An 18,881-nucleotide genomic window follows, 5' to 3' on the forward strand; every position below is an offset into this window, starting at 1 on the left:
ACCGTGCAGGCCCTTGCGCGGCGCGCGGGTCCATCCCTATCGCGGGGTGGCCGATCCGGCAGTCATGGTCCTGGGGGGCAGCGCGCGCCTGATGGTCAGCGGGTTTCTGGCGCCGGCGTCACAGAACTGCTGACAACCGCGCCGGGATGCGTCGTCGGGCAGCGGGCAGGGTTACTCCGACACCTTCACGACGAGCTTGCCGAAGTTGCGGCCGGCCAGCAGTCCTCGGAACGCCTCGGGGGTGTTGTCCAGGCCGTCGACGACGTCCTCGCGGTACTTCATCTGGCCGGAGGAGACCCAGCCGGACATCTCACGCTGGAAGTCGGCGAAGTGGTCGGCGACGAACTCGGTCTGGATGAACCCGCGGACGGTCAGGCTCTTGCGCAGGATGGTGCCCATCAGCACCCCCGACCGGTCCGGCCCCTCGGGCAGGGAGGTCGCGTTGTAGACCGACACCAGACCGCACAGCGGCACCCGGGCGTAGGTGTTGAGGCGCGGCAGCACCGCGTCCCAGACCGCGCCGCCGACGTTCTCGAAGTAGACGTCGATGCCGTCGGGCGTCGCTGCGGCGAGGTCGTCGCGGAAATTCTCCGAACGGTGGTCGACGGCGGCATCGAAGCCGATCTCGCGGCAGTAGTCGACCTTGGCCTGGCCACCGGCGATGGCGACCGCGCGGGCGCCGCGCAGCTTGGCGATCTGGCCCACGGCACTGCCTACGGGGCCGCTCGCTGCGGCGACGACGACGGTCTCCCCCGGCTGCGGCTTGCCGATCTGCAGCAGTCCGGCGTACGCGGTGAAGCCGGGCATCCCGAGGACGCCGAGTGCGGTGCTCACCGGTGCAGTGCCGGTGTCGACCTTGCGCAGGTAGGAGACCGGCTCGACGGAATGGCTCTGCCATCCGCCGTACCCCAGCACCACGTCGCCCGGTGCGAACTGACCACCGGGAGACTCCAGCACCCGGGACACCGTCGCTCCGACCATCGTCTGACCGATCTGCACCGGCGCGGCGTACGACGGCGCATCGCTCATCCGGCCGCGCATGTAGGGGTCGAGCGACAGGAAGAGGGTCTGCAGCAGCGCCTGGTCCTCGCCGGGCTGGCCGAGCTCGGCCTGCTCGATGCGGAAGTCGCTGTCGGCGGGTTCACCCTTGGGGCGGGCCTGCAGGGCGATACGGGTTGTCTGCGTCACGGGCGTCTCAGATCATCGAAGGGCCTGCGCCGCGCCGGCGCCGGCGTCGTGCGGGACGGCGATCAGATCGCCTCGTCACCCCGGAAGTACTCGAAGACCCAGCCGATCGCCGACAGGGCGAGCAGCGGCAGACCGATGATCACCATCCACCAGCCGACTGCGAGGCCGAGGAACACGATCGCGCCGGAGAGGCCGAGGAACAAAGGCCACCACGAGTGCGGGCTGAAGAAGCCGAAGTCGCCCTCGACATCGCTGATCAGCGCATCCGGGTTGTCATCCGGCCGCAGGTCGATCTTGCGGCCGGTGACCCACAGGAAGAACGCGATCATCAGGCATAGGCCACCGGTGAGGAACAGCCCCACCACACCGACCGGCTCGTGCCAGTGCGTGAAGATCCCGTAGATCACGCCCATGATGGCGGAGAAGCTGAACAGAATGGTGAACAGCTTGTATTCGACCTTCATCGGTCAGCCTTCCGTTCGCCGCCCATGGTCTGGGACCCGCGGTCACCTGGGCCCATCAGCTTGGACAACGCATCGGGTGCCGGCGCGACAGACGTCGCCGCGACCTCCGGGTGGTGCAGGTCGAACGCGGGGCGCTCGGAGCGGATCCGCGGGATCGAGTCGAAGTTGTGCCGCGGCGGCGGGCAGGAGGTCGCCCACTCCAGCGACGCGCCGTAACCCCACGGGTCGTCGGTCTCGACCAGAGGCGCGCTGCGCCAGGTCTTGTAGACGTTGTAGAGGAACGGCAGCATCGAGACGCCGAGGATGAACGAGCCGACCGTGGACACGTCGTTCATCCACTGGAAGCCGTCCTCGGGCAGGTAGTCCGCGTAGCGACGCGGCATGCCCTCCACACCCAGCCAATGCTGGATGAGGAACGTGGTGTGGAAGCCGATGAACAGCAGCCAGAAGTGCAGCTTGCCGAGGCGCTCGTCGAGCATCCGGCCGGTCAGCTTGGGCCACCAGAAGTACCACCCGGCGAACATCGCGAAGACCACAGTGCCGAAGACCACGTAGTGGAAGTGCGCCACCACGAAGTAGGAGTCGGACAGGTTCAGGTCGAGCGCGGGGCTGGCCAGGATGACACCGGTGAGGCCACCGAACAGGAAGGTCACGAGGAAGCCGATGGCCCACAGCATGGGCGTCTCGAACGTGATCGATCCGCCCCACATGGTGCCTACCCAGTTGAAGAACTTCACGCCGGTGGGCACGGCGATGAGCATCGTCATCACCGCGAAGAACGGCAGCAGCACCTGGCCGGTCGCGTACATGTGGTGCGCCCACACGCTCACCGACAGCGCCGCGATGGCGATGGTCGCGAAGACCAGCGTCTTGTAGCCGAACAGCGGCTTGCGGGAGAAGACCGGCAGCACCTCGGAGATGATCCCGAAGAACGGCAGCGCGATGATATAGACCTCGGGGTGGCCGAAGAACCAGAACATGTGCTCCCAGAGCATGGCTCCGGCGTTCTGGGCATCGAAGACGTGCGCACCCATCACCCGGTCGGCACCCAGCGCGAAGAGCGCGGCAGCCAGCACCGGGAAGACCACGATCACCAGGATCGAGGTGATGAGGACGGTCCAGACGAACATCGGCATCCGGAACATCGTCATACCGGGGGCGCGCATGCACACGATCGTGGTGATGAAGTTGACCGAGCCGAGGATCGTGCCGAATCCGGCAAGGGCCAGACCGAAGACCCACAGGTTGCCACCGACACCGGGGCTGTAGACCGAGTTCGCCAGCGGGGCGTAGGCGAACCAGCCGAACGCCGCGGCGCCCTGCGGGGTGAGGAAGCCACCCGCGGCGATCAGGCCGCCGAACAGGTAGAGCCAGTAGGCGAACATGTTCAGCCGGGGGAACGCCACGTCCGGCGAGCCGATCTGCAACGGCATGAGCGCGTTCGCGAACCCGGCGAAGAGCGGGGTCGCGAACAGCAGCAGCATGATCGTGCCGTGCATGGTGAACAGCTGGTTGTACTGCTCGGGGTTGTCCACGATCTGCAGCCCCGGCGCCCACAGCTCGGCGCGGATCAGCAGGGCCAGCAGGCCGCCGATCAGGAACCAGGAGAACGAGGTGATGAAGTACAGGTGACCGATGACCTTGTGGTCGGTCGCGGTGATCCACTTGACGATGGTGCGTCCGAGGTGACGCTCACGGGGTACGGAGGTCGACTCGCGGAAATCACCGGCGCCCCGGGTGCGATCCGCAGTGGTGCTCGCCATCACTTGCTCCCAACGTTGACGACGTCCGAGGAGTCGAGCCCGGACGGCAGGTACTGCTGCTGCCCGTTCTCGAGACCGGACCGGTTGAGCGCGTTGGACAGGAAGCCGGTCTGACCGGCCGCGCGCAGTCGCTGCATCTGCTTGGCGTAGTCGGCAGCGTCGACCACCTTGACGTTGAACAGCATCTGAGAGTGGTAGGCGCCGCACAACTCCGCGCACTTGCCGCGGTAGGTGCCGATCTGGGTCGGCGTGACATCGAACTTGTTGACCTTGCCCGGGATCATGTCCATCTTCTGCAGGAACGCGATCACCCAGAAGTCGTGGATCACGTCGCGGGAGGTGAGGATGAACTCGGTGCGCTCGTTGACCGGCAGGTAGAGCGTGGGAATGGTCTTCTCGGCGCCGGGCTTGCCGTTCAGCAGGGCCTGCTCACCGGTGTCGTAGACCTTGTCGTTGACGTAGTTGAAGTCCCAGGACCACTGCTTGCCGATGACGTTCACGGTGTTCTGGGGGGTGCCGGAGGTGTCCAGCATCTTGTTCTCCAGCTGCACGGTCTTGCCGAAGAGCACGGCCACCATGATGACTGGAACGACCGTATAAAGGATCTCGATCGGCACGTTGTAGGCCAGCTGCGGCGGCAGCCCGGTGTCGGTCTTCTTGCGGCGGTAACGCACCGCGCAGTAGATGATCAGACCCCAGACCAGCACGCCCACACCGAGCGCCCAGAGCCACGAGGCGACCCAGAAGTGGGTGATGTCCGGGGACACCTTGGTGATGCCGTGCGGCAGGAAGCCGCGCCGCTGTTGGGCGGTGCAGCCGGACAGCGCGGTGGCGCAGATCGCCACCACACCGGCGTAGCCCAGCCGACGGCGCAGCGACCGGGGCTTCACGGGTCGGCGCGGGGTGCCGCCGGACTGGTTTTCACGGGTTCCGGACACGACGAAACCTTATCTCAGCCTCGGACGTTGAGGCAGGGCGGTACCCGCGTCCGCGCGCCCTGTGAGGTGGCTGGCCGAGCGATGTATTTCCAGGTACGCCGAGTGGGCGCCGACGCGGGCCGCGGCCGGCCGCCGGCCGAACGTGCTCAGCCCCGGCTCGCCCCTGCGAACGCGGACGGCGACGTCCCTGTGACCGCGGGTCCGAGCAGACCCAGATACGCGGCCCGGTCGATCTCCCGCACCCCGAGCGTGCCGAGGTGCGCGGTGTGCCACTGCACGTCGATCAGCCCGGGCGCGCCACCCGCGAGCACCTGCTCGGCCAGCACCCAGACCGCGACCTTCCCCGCGTCGGTCGCGCGGTGAAACATCGACTCGCCCGCGAAGAGCGCGCCGATCGCCACGCCGTACAAGCCCCCTGCCAGCTCCCCGTGCTCGTCCCACACCTCCACCGAGTGCGCCCAGCCGAGGTCGTACAGGCGCCGGTAGGCCGCGATCATGCGTGCGGTGATCCATCGCCCGTCCCGACCGGGATCGGCACAGGCCCGCACCACGGCGTCGAAGTCGCGGTCGATGCTGGTGGTGAAGTGCCGCCGGGAGCGGCGCAGCGAACGCGACACGTGGTGCTCCCCGGGCAGCAGCACGCCGCGGTCCACGGGCGACCACCACCCCATGGGCGGTCCCCCGTCGCGGCCGGTGCCCATCGGGAAGAGTCCGGACCGGTACGCCGCGAGCAGCGTGCCGGGCTCCAGGTCGGCGCCGACAGCGACCAGGTCGGACGGGTGCGCGGGATCGAAGCGCAGCGACCACTGCGACGGCTCCGGTTCGATCGGCGACACGGGTCAACCCGATGTCTCAGTCGCGCGGGATGCGCAGCCCGGCCTGCACACGCGCCGCCGCGTCGTCGCCGTACGCCGTGGCCAGCCGGCCGAGGAAGTGAGCGCGCCCGAGGACGTACTCCTGGGTGCCGACGGTCTCCACGACGTACGTCGCGAGGGTCGAGCCGATTTGGGCGCAGGTGACCAGGTCCAGATCCCAGGCCAGCCCGCAGAGGAAGCCGGCCCGGAAGGCGTCGCCGACACCGGTGGGGTCCACGCTCGTGACCTCGCCCGCGATGGGCACGTCGATCGGGGGGGCGCCCTTGCGCAGGATGCGTGCGCCGTCGCGGCCGCGGGTGATGACCCGGACGTCGACGTGCTCGAGGATCTCCTCGCCCGTCCACCCGGTCTTCTGCTCGGTGAGATGCGCCTCGTACTCGTTGGTCATCAGGTAGCTCGCGCCCTTGATGAGCTCGCGGATGAAGGGGCCGTCGGCGAACGCCAGTTGCTGGGACGGGTCGGCCACGAACGAGATTCCGCGCGAACGGCATTCGTCGGAGTGCCGGCGCATTCCCTCCGGGTCGTTGGCGCCGACCAGCACGAGGTCCAGACCCCCCACGCGCTCGGCGACGGGGCCGAGCTCGATCTCCCGCGCCTCCCCCATCGCGCCGGCGTAGAACGTGGCGATCTGTGCCTGGTCGTCGTCCGTCGTGCACACGAAACGCGCCGTGTGCCTGGTCTCGGAGACCCGGACCGACTCGCAGTCGACCCCGTGGCGCTCCAGCCACGAGCGGTACGACGCGAAGTCCTCCCCCACGGCCCCGACCAGCAGCGGGTGCTCGCCGAGGACCGCCATCCCGAAGGCGATGTTGGCCGCCACTCCGCCGCGACGGATCTGCAGCTCCTCGGCGAGGAAGGACAGCGAGATCTTGTTCAGCTGTTCCGGGACGAGGGAGTCGGCGAACCGGCCACGGAAGGTCATCAGGTGGTCGGTGGCGATGGAGCCGGTGATGGCGATCTTCATGGCGTGCAACCTATCCGGCGTACGGCGACAGGCCCGAATCGGCGCCGCGCCGCGGCCCCCGCGGGGGCCGGACAACACGAGAGGCCCGAACCCGCTGGGGGTTCGGGCCTCTCGGTTGCTACGAGCGGATGCGGTCGATCAGCTGAAGCTGTCGCCGCAGGCGCAGGAGCTGCCCGCGTTGGGGTTGTCGATGGTGAAGCCCTGCTTCTCGATGGTGTCGGAGAAGTCGATGCTGGCGCCGTCGAGGTAGGGGGCGCTCATCCGGTCCACGACGACCTCGACACCGTCGAAGTCGCGCACCAGGTCACCGTCGAGGCTGCGCTCGTCGAAGTAGAGCTGGTAGATCAGGCCGGAGCAGCCACCGGGCTGCACGCCGACGCGCAGGCGCAGGTCATCGCGACCCTCCTGCTCCAACAGGCTCTTGACCTTACCGGCTGCGAGCTCGCTGAGCTCGACGCCGTGGGCCGGGGGCGCCTCGGTGGTCGGCGTCGAAACGGTGGTGCTGCTGTCCACGCTCATGGATCCTCCACTGGCTGGCGGGATGGTCGCGCCGAGTGCGGCACGATCCACGTTCGTTGCTGGCAACCGCGTGGTCCTGCGAATTGTTCCCGGACGTGGTACGCGGTCGCCACATCAAGGGTACGTCGTCGGCGCAGGAGGCCGTGACCGCCCGACCTGATCTCGGCGAGCGGGTCGCGCGCTCGCCGTTCGCACCTCCGGGACCGAGCGGGCCGAAACGAGGGGCGTGCGCGGGCCATGGGCGAGCGTTCGGGACCGAGCGGGCCGCAACGAGGGGCGAGGACTGGGTCAGGCAGGCGTCCATGTGCCGGCGACCCGGGCGGCGAGCTGAGCCACAAGCTCCGAGGGGTCCGGCACGGCCGAGGCCTCTGAGCCGTCTGAGCCCCGCACGGATCCCGCGCCCTCACGCCGTACGTCGGCCGACAGCCGACCGGCCGGCACGGCGGAGTAGACGCCGCTCACGCCGAGCGAAGCGGACTCCCGACGGCCGACGTGCGCCTCCCGTGACAGCACGACCACCGGCCTGCCCCGCGCGGCCGCGACCTCCCCGACGTGCGCCAGCACCGTGTCCTGCAGCGAGCGCCAGTCGAAGACGTCCTCGCCGATCACCACCAGGTCGCTGGCAGCGACGGCCCGGTCCAGTCCGGCCAGCTCGGCGCTCACCTGCGCGCCGGGACGGATCTGCGCGCCGATCAGCCCCAGCCCGAACGCCACCCCACCCCCGGCGCCTGCACCGGGCTCGCGGTCCAACCGGCGGTCCTTGCCGGTGAGCAGATCGCGGCGCGGCGGCAGCGCGCGACGGGTGCGGTCGACGTACTCCCCCAGCGCGTTCTCGGCTTCCTGTGACTGCTGCCGGCTCAGCCCCAGCGCCTCCTCGGCGTGGGCTGCGGCACCGTGGAACCCGAGCATCGGCAGCGCATGCGAGGTCGCGGCCACGATCGGCACACCCCGCCACGCGACGCGCGTCTCGCGCAGCCACCCGAGGTCGGTCTCGGCCGGGTCGTCGGGGCGTCCGGCCATCGCCTGGAGCATGCCCAGCCCGCCGTCGAGGCAGCGCAGGTCTCCCACGCCGACCAGGATCCTGCGCACGCCGGGCACATCGGCCGCGGCGACGAGCAGGGCGCCGACGGAGTACGACGAGCGGTCGGCCTGCGCCTGCGCGGCCTCGAGCACTGCGCTGCCGTCGGGTAACAGGACGACGGTCCCGAGCGCGCCGCCCGCAGCGAGCGGCTCCTCTCGCGCACCCTCGACCCGGGCTGCCGCGGCCGCGAACCCCCGTCCTCCACGGGAGAGCGGGAGAGCGTCGACGGTCACCGCCGGAGCCCGCTGCAGCCAGGCCGCCCGGATGAGGTCGGCGGCCTCGGGCGGGGTGGCCACCCCGATCGCGTCACAGGTCACGAGCACTCGCACGCCGTCATTCTCCACCGGGCGCGCGCCCGGTCAGCCCACCCTCCCGAGCAGCAGTGCGCCACCGAGCACGGTGACGGCCAGGCTGATGAGGGCGAAGACCAGGATCCACAGCACCGCGGGCACCCTGGTGAGCGCGGCCAACTGGTCGGCGTCGGACCGGCCGCTCTCGTAGCGACGGTTACGCGCCAGGTCCAGGACGGTGCGCGGCGACCCCAGCAGCAGGAACCACATCAGCAGGTGCGCGAAGCCAGATTGGACCGGCGCGGTGCACCACCAGGTGATCGCGGCGACCGGTAGGGCACAGACCAGCATCACCAGCGCGCCGTACCAGTTGCGGATCTGCAGCGTCATCGCGGCGAGCACGAGCAGCACGGCCCACAGGACACCGGCGGCGTAGCCGCGGGAGAGCACCCATGCGCCGAGGGCACCGAGGACCGCCGGGCCGGGATAACCGGCCGCGAAGGTCGCGATGGCCCCGAAACCGCGTGCAGGCCCGCGGGACACCGTGACGCCGGAGGTGTCGCGGTGCACGTGCACACCGTGCAGCGACCTCCCGACGCTGAGGGCCGCGATCGCGTGGGACCCCTCGTGGGCGAGGGTGATCCCGCTGCGCGCGACCCGCCAGACCGGCGCCCAGCAGACGATGCCGAGGGCGAGCAGCATGGTGCCGATCACGACCTCGCGGGACGGCGGCGGCGCCGCAGCGGTGACCCGGTGCCACAGGTCGGTCGCGCTGCTCATGCCGGGAGGATGCCCCACCCGGCTGTGGGGCGGCGATGCGATCGACGCCCGGATCCAGAACGAGCGGGGCAGGTCCTCACCGGTTACGCTGTTACGCGTGGATGGATCGGACGGTAACAGAGTTACGCCTCGCGATGACCCCCTGGCGAAATGGCTGGGGAGTGTCCGAGCGCGCAGCGGCGATCTCGCTGCGAGCGAGGCGAAGGTTGTGACCCTCCTGCTGTCGGACCCGCTGTTCGTCGGCACGAGCACCACGGCGGAGGTCGCCGCCCGTGCCGGCGTGTCCGCGCCGAGCGTCGTCCGTGCGTCCCGGGCCATCGGGTTCGACGGTTTCACCGAGCTCAAGCTCCAGATCGCCCGCGCCCGTGGGACCACGGAGTTCTTCGCGCCTCCCGCGGCGCTCACCGACGACGCCTCGACGGCTGCCGTGCTCGAGACGTCCGTGCGCGCGGGCGCAGATGCTCTCACCGCGCTGAGCGGTGCGGTGAGCCTCGCAGCCCTCGACGAGGCCGTCGACGCCGTACGACGGGCGGAGCAGGTGATCGCCTTCGGTGCGGGACCGTCCGCGACGGTCGCCGCGGATGCCGTCTTCCGCCTGCGGGCCCTCGGCGTGCGGACCGCCGGCATCCCGGACCACGAGTCGGCGATGATCGCGATGCGGCTCCTCGACGTCCACGACGTCGTGATCGCCGTCAGTTCGACCGGACGCACCGCGTCGACGCTCGCGGTGGCCGACGCGGCCTCCTCCGCCGGCGCGACGCTGATCGCGGTCACCAATCAGTACAAGACGCCGCTGTCGGACCTCGCGGACATCGCCCTCGTCGTCGGCGGCGCGCCCCTGCCGACCCAGATGGCGGCTGCGGGCAGCCGGCTCGCTCAGCTCGTGGTCCTCGACGCGCTCTGTGCCGCTCTCGCCTTCCGCGACCCGGATCGGGTCGGTCGCGCCGAGCGTGCGGGCATCGACCTCCCCGACATCTCCTGATGCAACCCGGCACCGTCGGCATCGTGCTCATCGCGGCCGTGGCGCACGCGATCTGGAATCTGGCGTCGAAGTACAAGCGCGGCGACACCGTCCTCTTCGTCTGGGCCTACACGTGCGCGTCCGCGGTGCTGTTCGTGCCCATCGGCGTCGTCCTGGTGTGCACCGGCGCACAGCCCCTCGACTGGCGGCTCGCGGCCGGCTCGGTCGTCTCGGCCGCGTTGCACCTCGCGTACTCCCTGACACTCCAGGCCGGCTATGACCGCGCCGAACTGGGCGTCGTCTACCCGATCGCGCGCGGCACCGGGCCGGTGCTGACCATGCTTTTCGCGGTCCTACTCCTCGGCGAACGGCCGGGTCTGGTCGCGATGCTCGGTGCGCTCGGCGTCGTGGGCGGCATCGTCGTGGTCGCGGGCAACCCGTTCGGCAGTGGGCGACGTCGTCCCGCCCGCGGCGTGCGCTGGGGCGCCGCCACGGGTGCGACGATCGCCGGCTACACCCTCTGGGACAGCTTCTCGATCACATCGCTGCACCTGGCTCCCGTCAGCTACTACTCCGGCACGCTGCTGCTGCAGAGCCTGATCCTGACCCCGAGCGCCCTGCGGCGAGGCGGCGACATCTGCGCCGCCGTCCGGCGGAACGTCGCCCCGGTCCTCACCGTCGCCGTCTTCTCGCCTGTCGCCTACATCCTCGTCCTGACGGCGATGCAGACCGCGCCGGTCGCACTCGTCGCACCGCTGCGTGAATCCTCGATCGTGATCGGTTCGCTCCTCGCGTGGCGGCTCTTCCACGAGGGCCATCTCGCGCGCCGCCTCGCCGGCGCGGCGATCGTCCTCGTGGGCATCGCGGCGATCAGCGTCTGAGGTCTCGACCCGGCGAAGTCGCGTCCTCGCGACCTGGCCGCTGTAGGCGGGTCAGTTCGAGCGGTGCAGCACACCGTCCGGGCCGACGGCCGGGTTGTCAGCGGGGTCCACCCGCTCACCCTCGGCGATCGCACCAGGGGCGGTGCCGTCGCCGAAGGCGCTGCCGCCGAGCGACTCCCGCCCGTGCGGGGTCATCCAGCCGGACAGGTCCGGACCCTTCGGGACGATGCCGGTGGGGTTGATGTCCGAGTGCACGACGTAGTAGTGCCGCTTGATCTGCTCGAAGTCGACGGTGTCGCCGAAACCGGGCGTCTGGAACAGGTCCCGCGCGTAGGCCCACAGCGCCGGGAACTCGATCAGCTTCGCGCGGTTGCACTTGAAGTGCCCGTGGTAGACCGGATCGAAGCGCACCAGAGTGGTGAAGAGGCGCACGTCGGCCAGCGTGATGTGATCGCCGACAAGGTAGCGCCGATCGGTGAGGCGCTCCTCCAGCCAGTCCAGGGCCGTGAAGAGCCGGTCGTACGCCGCGTCGTACGCCGGCTGCTCACCGGCGAAACCGCAGCGGTAGACGCCGTTGTTGACTTCGGTGTAGATGCGCTTCATCACCGGGTCCATCTCCGCCCGCAGCGCCTGCGGGTAGAGGTCGGGCGCACCGTCGCGGTGGAAGGCGTCCCACTGCTCGATGAGGTCGATGTCCATCTGGGGGAAGTCGTTGGTGACCACCGACCGGGTCGGTAGGTCGACCAGCGCGGGCACCGTGATCCCGCGCGGGTAGCCGGGCTGGCGGTTCTCGAACGCGTCCTTCAGGCGCGGCATCTTCAGCACGGGATCGAGGCCGCCCGGATCCAGGTCGAAGGTCCAGCTGTCCGCGTCATGGGTCGGCCCGCACACCCCCAGGGAGATGGCGTCCTCGAGGCCGAGCAGCCGGCGTACGGTCGTGAGCCGACTGGCCCACGGGCACGCGCGGCTCACCACGAGCCGGTAGCGCCCCGGCTCGACCGGCCAGGTCGGTGAATCCTTCGTGATCCGGTCGTCGATGTAGTTGGTGTCGCGTTCGAAGCTGGGCTCGACGTAGGCGGTCATGAGCCCATCCTGCCCAGCCGGTCCAGCAGGAACGCCTCCGCACGGCAGACACGCTCGAACTCGCCGAGGTGCAGGCTCTCGTTCGCGCCGTGCGCACGGGTGTCAGGGTCCTCGACGCCGGTCACCAGGATGGCCGCCTCGGGGAAGCGCTCGGCGAACGCCGCCACGAACGGGATCGACCCGCCCACCCCGATGTCGACCGGCTCGGTGCCGTCCCAGGCATCGCGGAACGCCGCCCGCGCCTGGTCCTGCACCGGACCGCTCGCGTCGGCCGAGAACCCGGCGCCCTCGTCGTCCAGGGTCACCTCGAGCTGTGCGCCCCAGGGCGTGTGCTCGCGCAGGTGCTCCTGCAGCAGCCGGTAGGCCTCCCGTGGGTCCTCGTCCGGCGCGATGCGCATGGAGACCTTGGCGCGCGCGGACGCGGCGAGCGTGTTCGACGCCGTGTCGACCGACGGCGCGTCGATGCCGATCGTGGTGATGGCCGGACGGGTCCACAGGTCCGACAGCAGGTCGCCGGAGCCGATGACCTGGACGCCGTCGAGCAGGCCGGACTCCAGGCGCAGGCGGGCCTCGTCGTACCCAAGGTCAGAGGCAGTGCCGCCACGCAGTCCCTTGACCGCCACGGTGCCCTTGTCGTCGTGCAGGGAGGCGAGCAGCCGCACCAGGGCGGTGATCGCGTCCGGGACCGGGCCGCCGTACATGCCCGAGTGCACGCTGTGGTCGAGGGTGCGCACGGAGACGACCACGCGGATCATGCCGCGCAGGGTCGTGGTGAGCGCCGGCGTGCCGATGTCCCAGTTGGTGGAGTCGGCCAGCACGATCGCGTCCGCACGCAGCCGGTCGCCGTGCCGTTCCAGGATGGTCGCGAGCGAGTCGGATCCGACCTCCTCCTCCCCTTCGACGAACACCGTGACGCCCACGGGCGGGCGCCCGTCATGTGCCCGGATCGCCGCGATGTGCGCCATCACGCCGGCCTTGTCGTCGGCGGCGCCGCGGCCGTAGAGCCGTCCGCCGCGCTCGACCGGCTCGAACGGCGGGCTGTCCCAGTCCTTCTCGTCACCGGGAGGCTGCACGTCGTGGTGGGCGTAGAGCAGCACGGTCGGCGCGCCGTCGGGGGCCGGAAGGTGACCGATGACCGCGGGGCGGCCGCCCTCGCGGACGATCTCGACGCTCAGGCCCTCGGCGCGGAGCAACTCGGCGACCGCCTCGGCGCTGCGATCGACCTGCGTCTGGTCGAAGGAGTCCAGGGAGACGCTGGGGATCGCGGTCAGGGCCTCCAGGTCGGCGCGTACGCCGGGCATCAGGTCCGCGATCCGGGCGGTCAGTCGTGCGGTGTTCTCGGGCCCGTTGTGAGGGGCTGCGGCGTCGGTATCGGTCACGGCGGCCACCGTAGTCCCGACCCCCGTAGAATCATCAGCGTGTTAGGCCGCAGCAAGTCCGAACCAGTCACCACGAGCACCCCGGATCCCGGCGAGGGGGTGGTGCTCACCAAGGACGGCAAGAAGGGTCGGCCGACGCCGAAGCGCCGCGAGCAGCAGGCGGCTCGCCGCCAGCCGCTGGTGCCGCAGGACCGCAAGGTCGCCAAGACCGCGTCCCGCGAGGAGCAGCGCAAGTCGCGCATCGCCCAGCGCGAGGCCATGGCGCGCGGCGACGAGAGCGCGCTGATGCCGCGCGACCGGGGGCCGGTGAAGCGCTACATCCGCAACTTCGTCGATGCCCGCCTGCGGATCGGCGAGGCGGTCCTGCCACTGATGCTGATCATCCTGATCGGCTCGGTCGCGCTGCCCAGCAACCTGCTGAAGACCAACGGCCTGCTGGTCGTATGGGCGATCGCCGTCATCAGCGTCATCGACGCTGCCTTCATGTGGCGCCGCCTCAAGAAGCGCATCGTGGAGTCCACCGGTGAGGCGCCGCCGAAGGGCGCGTGGTGGTACGCCGGAATGCGCGCCTTCCAGATGCGCTTCACCCGGATGCCCAAGCCGCAGGTGCCCCGCGGCATCCCGCTGGACGACATCCCGCTGCCCGGTCGAGCGAGCGGGACCGTCAAGACCCGCTGACCTGGGGCGAGCGGCTTACAGCTCGTCGGACAGGCTCATCGGCCCGTAGACGACCTCGCCGTTCTCCAGGAGCGTCACCGAGGCGACGCCGGCATCGGCCAGCTCGCGCCAACTCTGCCCGAGCCAGGACTCGGCGTCGCTCTGCGTCGGGAACGCGGAGGTCACCATCGCGGTGCCGCGCAGTTCCCCGCCGTCGCGGTCGGCGTAGGTCCAGGTCCAGGCATCGCTCATGCGGGCGAGCCTATGTGCGGCCGGTGACATCCGTCGTACGCCGGTCGGAAGTCGGCGCCGCGGTCACTTTCCTTCGCTCACCGCGCGGGCGTCCGGTCGGAAGTCGGCGCCGCGGTCACTTTCCTGCGCTCGCCGCCCGGACGATGGTGTCAGGCGTGCGCGGCCACCGCTGCGGCAACCGCCGGCGCCACACGCTCGTCGAACACGCTGGGCACGACGAGCTCCGCCGCCGGCACCTCGACGAGGTCGGCGATCGCCTGAGCGGCGGCCAGCTTCATGGCCTCGGTGATGCCGCTCGCCCCGGAGTCGAGCGCGCCGCGGAAGAGACCGGGGAACACCAGGACGTTGTTGATCTGGTTCGGGTAGTCCGAACGCCCGGTGGCCACGACGCGTGCGTGCCGTGCCGCGACCTCAGGGTGAACCTCAGGGTCAGGGTTGGCCAGGGCGAAGACGATCGCGTCCGAGGACATCGTGGCGACGATCGCCTCGGGCACACTGCCCCCGGAGACGCCGATGAAGACATCCGCGCCAACCATGGCGTCAGCGAGCACCCCGGTGACCCCGCGCGGATTGGTGGTGGCAGCCACCCGCACCTTGTGCTCCGCCAGATCCGTACGGCCCGAGTGCACCACGCCGCGCGAGTCGCACACGACGACGTCCCGGACACCCCGGCGGATCAGGATGTTGGCGATCGCGACCCCGGCGGCTCCGGCGCCGGAGACGACCACCCGCAGCGTCTCCAGCTCGCGTCCCACGACCTTCGCGGCGTTGATCAGGGCGGCGAGCGACACGATCGCGGTGCCGTGCTGGTCATCGTGGAAGACCGGGATGTCCAGGCGGGCCTTCAGTTGCTCCTCGATGGCGAAGCAGCGCGGCGCGGAGATGTCCTCCAGGTTGATGCCGCCGTACGTCGGCGCGAGGCGCGCGACCGCCTCCACGATCTCCTCCACCGTGCCGGTCTCCAGGCACACCGGCACCGAGTCGACACCGGCGAAGTGCTTGAAGAGGACCGCCTTGCCCTCCATCACCGGCAACGCGGCGACCGGGCCGATGTCGCCCAGGCCGAGCACGGCCGTGCCGTCGGTGACGACCGCGACCGTGTTGCGACGGGTCGTGAAGCGGAACGACAGCGACGGGTCGACCGCGATCGCGCGACATACGTCGGCCACGCCGGGCGTGTAGAGCAGCGCCAGGTCCGCGCGGTCGCGCAGCGGCTTGGTCGGGACCGACTCCAGCTTGCCGCCCTCATGGGCCTCGAACACCGGTCCGGAGATATCCGGCTGCGAAGGGGCGGGCACGGGTGGGACGGGGTGTTCGGTCACGCTGGGTGCACCTCTGCGGTCTCGGGGCGGGCGGGACATCGGCTGGTGCCGCGGTGGGCCCGCGTCACCCAACCACGTGGGCATCGGGGGGCGCTACTCGCAACCCGCTGCCGGGCGCGTCGCGAGCCCCTAACCTGTCGGGATGAGCACGACGTTGGTCCTCGGCGGCACCGCACGATCGGCACGCAGGTACGCCGCGGCGTTGCTGCCGGCCGGTTCCCCGGTCACGGTGGTCTTCCCCGGCGAGCCGATGACCGACCAGTACCCCGACGAGTGGACCACCGTGCGGGCCGATGACCTGACCCGCACCATCCTGCGCGGCCGCACGCCGGTGCTCATCGACTCCCTCGAGACCTGGGTGAGCGGGCTGCTCGACCACTACGACGCCTGGTCGGGCGACGAGGCGCGCCTCGCCACGGTGCGCGAGGCCATTGCCGAGTTCGGGGCGTTGTGGATGCACGCGCCGTACGACTCGGTCGCGCTCAGCCGCGAGGTCGGTCTGACCGCCATCCCCGAGGACGACCGCAACCGGCGACTGCGTGACGTGCTCGAAGAGGTCAACGCAACGGTCTCGGTCATCAGCAAGCGCACCCACCTCATCGTGGCCGGCCGCGCTCTGGACCTGTCGGACTCGGTCCGCATCGACTGACGGCACCGACCGCCGGCCTGACGGCGTTCGGCACGGTTGACGGCGTTCGAACGCCGTCAACGGACGCGAACGCCGTCAGCGTGCGTCGGCTCAGCTCGGCTGCACCTGCACGAACGGCGGCTTGACCACCGTCACCGGCAACGCCCGCCCGCGCACGTCGACCACGAGCTCGTCACCGGCGGTGATGCCGCGGTCGAGCAGTGCCAGGGCGATGCCCTGCTTGAGCGTGGGCGACATGGTCCCCGACGTGACCTCGCCGACGACGGTGCCGTCCTCGCGCGTCACGGCACAGTGCGCACGGGGGATGCCGCGACCGGTGGCCAGCAGGCCCCAGGCGAGCCGGCAGGACTTCTCGGCCCGCTGCTTCGCGAGCACGTCCTTGCCCCAGAACTGCTCCTTGTTCCACCCGACGGCCCAGCCCGCGCGCGCCATGTTGGGGGTGATCCGCATCGACAGGTCGCTGCCGTGCAGCGGGTAGCCCATCTCGGTGCGCAGCGTGTCGCGCGCCCCGAGGCCGCAGGGCAGTCCGTCCAGGTCGCGGATCGCGTCCATCAGCGCGTCCCACAGGGCCGGGGTGTCGTCCCAGCGCGGCACCAGCTCGAAACCCTTCTCGCCGGTGTATCCCGAGCGCAGCACGATGATGTCGCGGCCCTGCCAGCTCGTGGCGGCGCTGGTGAACGACATGTAGTCCATGTCGGTCGGCAGCCCGAGCCGCTGCAGCACCTCGGCGCTGCGCGGACCCTGCACCGCGACGATCCCGTAGTCCTCGTGCTGGTCGCGCACCTCGATGCCCTCGGGTGCGGCGGCCTGCAGGCGGCGCACGACCTCGGCGGTGTTGGCCGCGTTGGGGACCAGGAAGATCTCGTCCTCGCTGGTGAAGTACTGGATGAGGTCGTCGACCACGCCGCCCGTCGCCTCGTCGCAGCACATCGTGTACTGCGCCTTGGGCGGGGCGATCTTGCGCAGGTCGTTGGTGAAGCACCGGTTGACGAAGTCGGCGGCGCCCGGCCCGCGGACCGAGGCCTTGCCAAGGTGACTGACGTCGAAGATGCCGACGCGCTCGCGGACGGCGGTGTGCTCGCGCAGCACTCCGCCGCCGGCGTACTCGATCGGCATCTGCCAACCGCCGAAGTCGGCCATCTTCGCGCCGAGGGCGCGGTGGCGTTCGTCGAGCGGTGAGGTCCGGGCGGGTGCGTCGGCGACGGGCAGGGCGGTGGCGTCGGGGGGCAGCGAGGTCATGGCGTCACGGTAGCTGTGAGCCGCGCGTACAGTCGCGAGAGGCATTCACCGCCCAAAACAACACAAGCACCACCGACGACGAGAACGAGGACGACACACGTGACGACCACCGTTTCCCTGACCGCCAAGACCGCTCCCGACGGAGCCGACGTGACGGTCGTGCTGACCCGCAAGGGCGCGAAGGGGGCGGTCGCAGTGCGCACCCCCGCCCTGACCGACGCCGGCTGGGCGCACCTGGACACGCTGCTGACCGCGGTCCAGGCGACCGGCGCGGCCGACGAGGTGCTGAAGTTCACCGGGGTGCCCGGTGCGGGCGACCTGGTGGTGGCGACCGGATCCGGGCTGTCGGGTGAGCCCACCGCGACGGACGCCGAGACCGTACGCCGCGCCGCGGGCGCCGCCGTCACGAAGTTCAGGGGCACTCCCTCCGCCTATCTGGCACTCCCCACCGAGGATCCCGCCCTGCTGACCGCATCGGTCGAGGGCGGTCTCTTCGGTGCGTACGCGTACACCGCCTACAAGACCGGCGACGTCAAGGCTCCGGTCGCCACCCTGCGGGTGCACGCGAGCAGCCCGACCGGCAAGGACGCGAAGGCCCTGATCGCCCGCGCCCAGACGGTGGCCGCCGCGCAGAACTGGGCGCGCGACCTGGTCAACATGCCCCCGCTCGACCTCTACCCCGAGTCGTTCGCCCAGGCGGTGCGCGAGCGGTTCTCGGGCACCAAGGTGAAGGTCGAGGTCGCCGAGGAGGCGCAGCTCGTCAAGGACGAGTGCGGCGGTCTGATCGGCGTCGGTCGCGGCTCGGCCCGCCCGCCGCGCCTGGTCACCCTCACCTACAAGCCCCGCAAGGCCTCAGCCCACCTGGCACTGGTCGGCAAGGGCATCACCTTCGATTCAGGCGGCCTCTGCATCAAGCCCGCCGACGGCATGCTCACCATGAAGAGCGACATGGGCGGTGCCGCTGCCGTCGCCGCGACCATCGAGGCCGTCGCCGCGCTCGGCCTGCCCGTTGCCGTGACCGGTTACCTCTGCCTGGCCGAGAACCTCACCGGCGCCGACGCGCAGCGACCCGGCGACGTCGTGCGGATGCCCAACGGCAAGACCGTGGAGATCATCAACACCGACGCCGAGGGCCGCCTCGTGATGGCCGACGGCCTGAGCCTCGCCTCGCGGCTCACCCCCGATCTGACCATCGACGTCGCGACCCTCACCGGCGCGGCCGTCGTGGCCCTGGGCGACCAGACCGCTGCCGTGGTCAGCAACGAGGACGCCGTGCGCGAGGAGATCGTCGACGCCGCGGGACGGGCGGGCGAGGCCGCATGGCCGATGCCGCTGCTGGAGCACCTGCGCGCCGGACTCGACTCCAAGATCGCCGACGTCAAGCACACCGGTGCGCGCCCCGGCGGTCTCATCAGTGCCGCGCTCTTCCTGCGCGAGTTCGTCGGCAACGGTGCCGACGGGTCGCAGCTGCCGTGGGCGCACATGGACATCGCCGGACCGGCGTACAACGAGAAGCCTTACGGTTACACGCCGTTCGGCGGCACCGGGTACGCCGTGCGCACGCTCGTCACGCTGGCCGAGGGCCGGGCCTGACCG

Annotated in this window: 19 protein-coding genes; 5 read left to right on the forward strand and 14 right to left on the reverse strand. The window is 70.6% G+C overall.

Annotation, left to right across the window (positions count from 1 at the left end):
- Nucleotides 1-171: 171 nt before the first annotated feature.
- The 9 genes from HNR15_RS10165 to HNR15_RS10205 all read right to left on the reverse strand — a co-directional run bounded on the left by HNR15_RS10165 (nucleotide 172) and on the right by HNR15_RS10205 (nucleotide 8,862).
- Nucleotides 172-1,188 carry a zinc-binding dehydrogenase gene (locus tag HNR15_RS10165; RefSeq protein ID WP_179481417.1) on the reverse strand — a complete coding sequence of 339 codons (1,017 nt, stop codon included), beginning with the start codon at nucleotides 1,186-1,188 and terminating at the stop codon, nucleotides 172-174.
- A 62-nt stretch (nucleotides 1,189-1,250) separates the two neighbouring features.
- On the reverse strand, nucleotides 1,251-1,652 hold the full coding sequence (locus HNR15_RS10170; protein WP_179481419.1) for a cytochrome c oxidase subunit 4: 402 nt from the start codon (nucleotides 1,650-1,652) through the stop codon (nucleotides 1,251-1,253).
- The gene (ctaD, locus tag HNR15_RS10175; RefSeq protein ID WP_179481422.1) at nucleotides 1,649-3,415 is read right to left on the reverse strand and encodes an aa3-type cytochrome oxidase subunit I; all 1,767 of its coding nucleotides are present in this window, start codon (nucleotides 3,413-3,415) and stop codon (nucleotides 1,649-1,651) included. The genes HNR15_RS10170 and ctaD overlap by 4 nt, the downstream gene beginning before the upstream one ends.
- Nucleotides 3,415-4,353, reverse strand: coding sequence for an aa3-type cytochrome oxidase subunit II (gene ctaC / locus HNR15_RS10180; RefSeq protein WP_343048503.1), 939 nt, complete (start codon nucleotides 4,351-4,353; stop codon nucleotides 3,415-3,417). Before ctaC ends, ctaD begins: the two co-directional genes overlap by 1 nt.
- A gap of 146 nt (nucleotides 4,354-4,499) precedes the next feature.
- Entirely contained in the window at nucleotides 4,500-5,189 is a 690-nt protein-coding gene (gene aat / locus HNR15_RS10185; RefSeq protein WP_179481424.1) for a leucyl/phenylalanyl-tRNA--protein transferase, read from the reverse strand.
- 16 nt (nucleotides 5,190-5,205) lie between these two features.
- A complete protein-coding gene (locus HNR15_RS10190) occupies nucleotides 5,206-6,192 on the reverse strand; it encodes a carbohydrate kinase family protein (protein WP_179481426.1) in 987 nt (328 codons plus the stop codon).
- Nucleotides 6,193-6,330: 138 nt separating this feature from the next.
- Nucleotides 6,331-6,711: a HesB/IscA family protein gene (locus tag HNR15_RS10195; protein ID WP_179481428.1), complete on the reverse strand. Its 381-nt coding sequence runs from the start codon at nucleotides 6,709-6,711 to the stop codon at nucleotides 6,331-6,333.
- 288 nt (nucleotides 6,712-6,999) lie between these two features.
- A complete protein-coding gene (locus HNR15_RS10200; protein ID WP_179481430.1) occupies nucleotides 7,000-8,121 on the reverse strand; it encodes a glycerate kinase in 1,122 nt (373 codons plus the stop codon).
- Nucleotides 8,122-8,151: 30 nt separating this feature from the next.
- Nucleotides 8,152-8,862 carry a M50 family metallopeptidase gene (locus tag HNR15_RS10205; protein WP_179481432.1) on the reverse strand — a complete coding sequence of 237 codons (711 nt, stop codon included), beginning with the start codon at nucleotides 8,860-8,862 and terminating at the stop codon, nucleotides 8,152-8,154.
- Between HNR15_RS10205 and HNR15_RS10210 the strand changes: the two genes are divergently transcribed.
- Nucleotides 8,861-9,844, forward strand: coding sequence for a MurR/RpiR family transcriptional regulator (locus HNR15_RS10210; RefSeq protein ID WP_179481434.1), 984 nt, complete (start codon nucleotides 8,861-8,863; stop codon nucleotides 9,842-9,844). The genes HNR15_RS10205 and HNR15_RS10210 overlap by 2 nt on opposite strands.
- On the forward strand, nucleotides 9,844-10,704 hold the full coding sequence (locus HNR15_RS10215) for a DMT family transporter (RefSeq protein ID WP_179481436.1): 861 nt from the start codon (nucleotides 9,844-9,846) through the stop codon (nucleotides 10,702-10,704). The genes HNR15_RS10210 and HNR15_RS10215 overlap by 1 nt, the downstream gene beginning before the upstream one ends.
- A gap of 51 nt (nucleotides 10,705-10,755) precedes the next feature.
- On the opposite strand, the gene HNR15_RS10220 is transcribed toward HNR15_RS10215, so the two are convergent.
- Both HNR15_RS10220 and HNR15_RS10225 read right to left on the reverse strand, forming a co-directional pair.
- Nucleotides 10,756-11,787 (reverse strand): glutathione S-transferase family protein, encoded by a 1,032-nt coding sequence (locus HNR15_RS10220; RefSeq protein ID WP_179481438.1) that lies wholly within the window; start codon nucleotides 11,785-11,787, stop codon nucleotides 10,756-10,758.
- On the reverse strand, nucleotides 11,784-13,088 hold the full coding sequence (locus HNR15_RS10225; RefSeq protein WP_179483710.1) for a dipeptidase: 1,305 nt from the start codon (nucleotides 13,086-13,088) through the stop codon (nucleotides 11,784-11,786). The genes HNR15_RS10220 and HNR15_RS10225 overlap by 4 nt, the downstream gene beginning before the upstream one ends.
- A gap of 117 nt (nucleotides 13,089-13,205) precedes the next feature.
- Between HNR15_RS10225 and HNR15_RS18615 the strand changes: the two genes are divergently transcribed.
- Complete coding sequence (locus HNR15_RS18615; protein WP_233761413.1) at nucleotides 13,206-13,844, forward strand: DUF3043 domain-containing protein; 639 nt, start codon at nucleotides 13,206-13,208, stop codon at nucleotides 13,842-13,844.
- Between the two features lie 15 nt (nucleotides 13,845-13,859).
- Here the strand turns inward: HNR15_RS18615 and HNR15_RS10235 are convergent, their stop codons facing one another.
- Nucleotides 13,860-14,075 carry a hypothetical protein gene (locus tag HNR15_RS10235; RefSeq protein WP_179481440.1) on the reverse strand — a complete coding sequence of 72 codons (216 nt, stop codon included), beginning with the start codon at nucleotides 14,073-14,075 and terminating at the stop codon, nucleotides 13,860-13,862.
- A gap of 149 nt (nucleotides 14,076-14,224) precedes the next feature.
- The gene (locus tag HNR15_RS10240; protein ID WP_343048505.1) at nucleotides 14,225-15,397 is read right to left on the reverse strand and encodes an NAD(P)-dependent malic enzyme; all 1,173 of its coding nucleotides are present in this window, start codon (nucleotides 15,395-15,397) and stop codon (nucleotides 14,225-14,227) included.
- A 142-nt stretch (nucleotides 15,398-15,539) separates the two neighbouring features.
- Between HNR15_RS10240 and HNR15_RS10245 the strand changes: the two genes are divergently transcribed.
- Entirely contained in the window at nucleotides 15,540-16,046 is a 507-nt protein-coding gene (locus tag HNR15_RS10245; protein ID WP_179481442.1) for a bifunctional adenosylcobinamide kinase/adenosylcobinamide-phosphate guanylyltransferase, read from the forward strand.
- Between the two features lie 90 nt (nucleotides 16,047-16,136).
- On the opposite strand, the gene gcvT is transcribed toward HNR15_RS10245, so the two are convergent.
- Nucleotides 16,137-17,285 (reverse strand): glycine cleavage system aminomethyltransferase GcvT, encoded by a 1,149-nt coding sequence (gene gcvT / locus HNR15_RS10250; RefSeq protein WP_179481444.1) that lies wholly within the window; start codon nucleotides 17,283-17,285, stop codon nucleotides 16,137-16,139.
- 99 nt (nucleotides 17,286-17,384) lie between these two features.
- On the opposite strand from gcvT, the gene HNR15_RS10255 reads away from it, so the two are divergent.
- Complete coding sequence (locus HNR15_RS10255; protein WP_179481446.1) at nucleotides 17,385-18,878, forward strand: leucyl aminopeptidase; 1,494 nt, start codon at nucleotides 17,385-17,387, stop codon at nucleotides 18,876-18,878.
- The last annotated feature ends 3 nt before the right edge of the window (nucleotides 18,879-18,881 follow it).

Source organism: Allobranchiibius huperziae, from assembly GCF_013410455.1.
GTDB classification, from domain to species: domain Bacteria; phylum Actinomycetota; class Actinomycetes; order Actinomycetales; family Dermatophilaceae; genus Allobranchiibius; species Allobranchiibius huperziae.

Coding starts and splice junctions, on each gene's coding strand:
- HNR15_RS10235 (WP_179481440.1), bottom strand. CDS start 14,075: ATGAGCGATGCCTGGACCTGGACCTACGCCGACCGCGACGGCGGGGAA.
- HNR15_RS10170 (WP_179481419.1), bottom strand. CDS start 1,652: ATGAAGGTCGAATACAAGCTGTTCACCATTCTGTTCAGCTTCTCCGCC.
- HNR15_RS10215 (WP_179481436.1), top strand. CDS start 9,844: ATGCAACCCGGCACCGTCGGCATCGTGCTCATCGCGGCCGTGGCGCAC.
- HNR15_RS10225 (WP_179483710.1), bottom strand. CDS start 13,088: ATGCCCGGCGTACGCGCCGACCTGGAGGCCCTGACCGCGATCCCCAGC.
- gcvT (WP_179481444.1), bottom strand. CDS start 17,285: ATGACCTCGCTGCCCCCCGACGCCACCGCCCTGCCCGTCGCCGACGCA.
- HNR15_RS10195 (WP_179481428.1), bottom strand. CDS start 6,711: ATGAGCGTGGACAGCAGCACCACCGTTTCGACGCCGACCACCGAGGCG.
- ctaD (WP_179481422.1), bottom strand. CDS start 3,415: ATGGCGAGCACCACTGCGGATCGCACCCGGGGCGCCGGTGATTTCCGC.
- HNR15_RS10220 (WP_179481438.1), bottom strand. CDS start 11,787: ATGACCGCCTACGTCGAGCCCAGCTTCGAACGCGACACCAACTACATC.
- HNR15_RS10210 (WP_179481434.1), top strand. CDS start 8,861: ATGCCGGGAGGATGCCCCACCCGGCTGTGGGGCGGCGATGCGATCGAC.
- HNR15_RS10245 (WP_179481442.1), top strand. CDS start 15,540: ATGAGCACGACGTTGGTCCTCGGCGGCACCGCACGATCGGCACGCAGG.
- HNR15_RS10190 (WP_179481426.1), bottom strand. CDS start 6,192: ATGAAGATCGCCATCACCGGCTCCATCGCCACCGACCACCTGATGACC.
- HNR15_RS10205 (WP_179481432.1), bottom strand. CDS start 8,862: ATGAGCAGCGCGACCGACCTGTGGCACCGGGTCACCGCTGCGGCGCCG.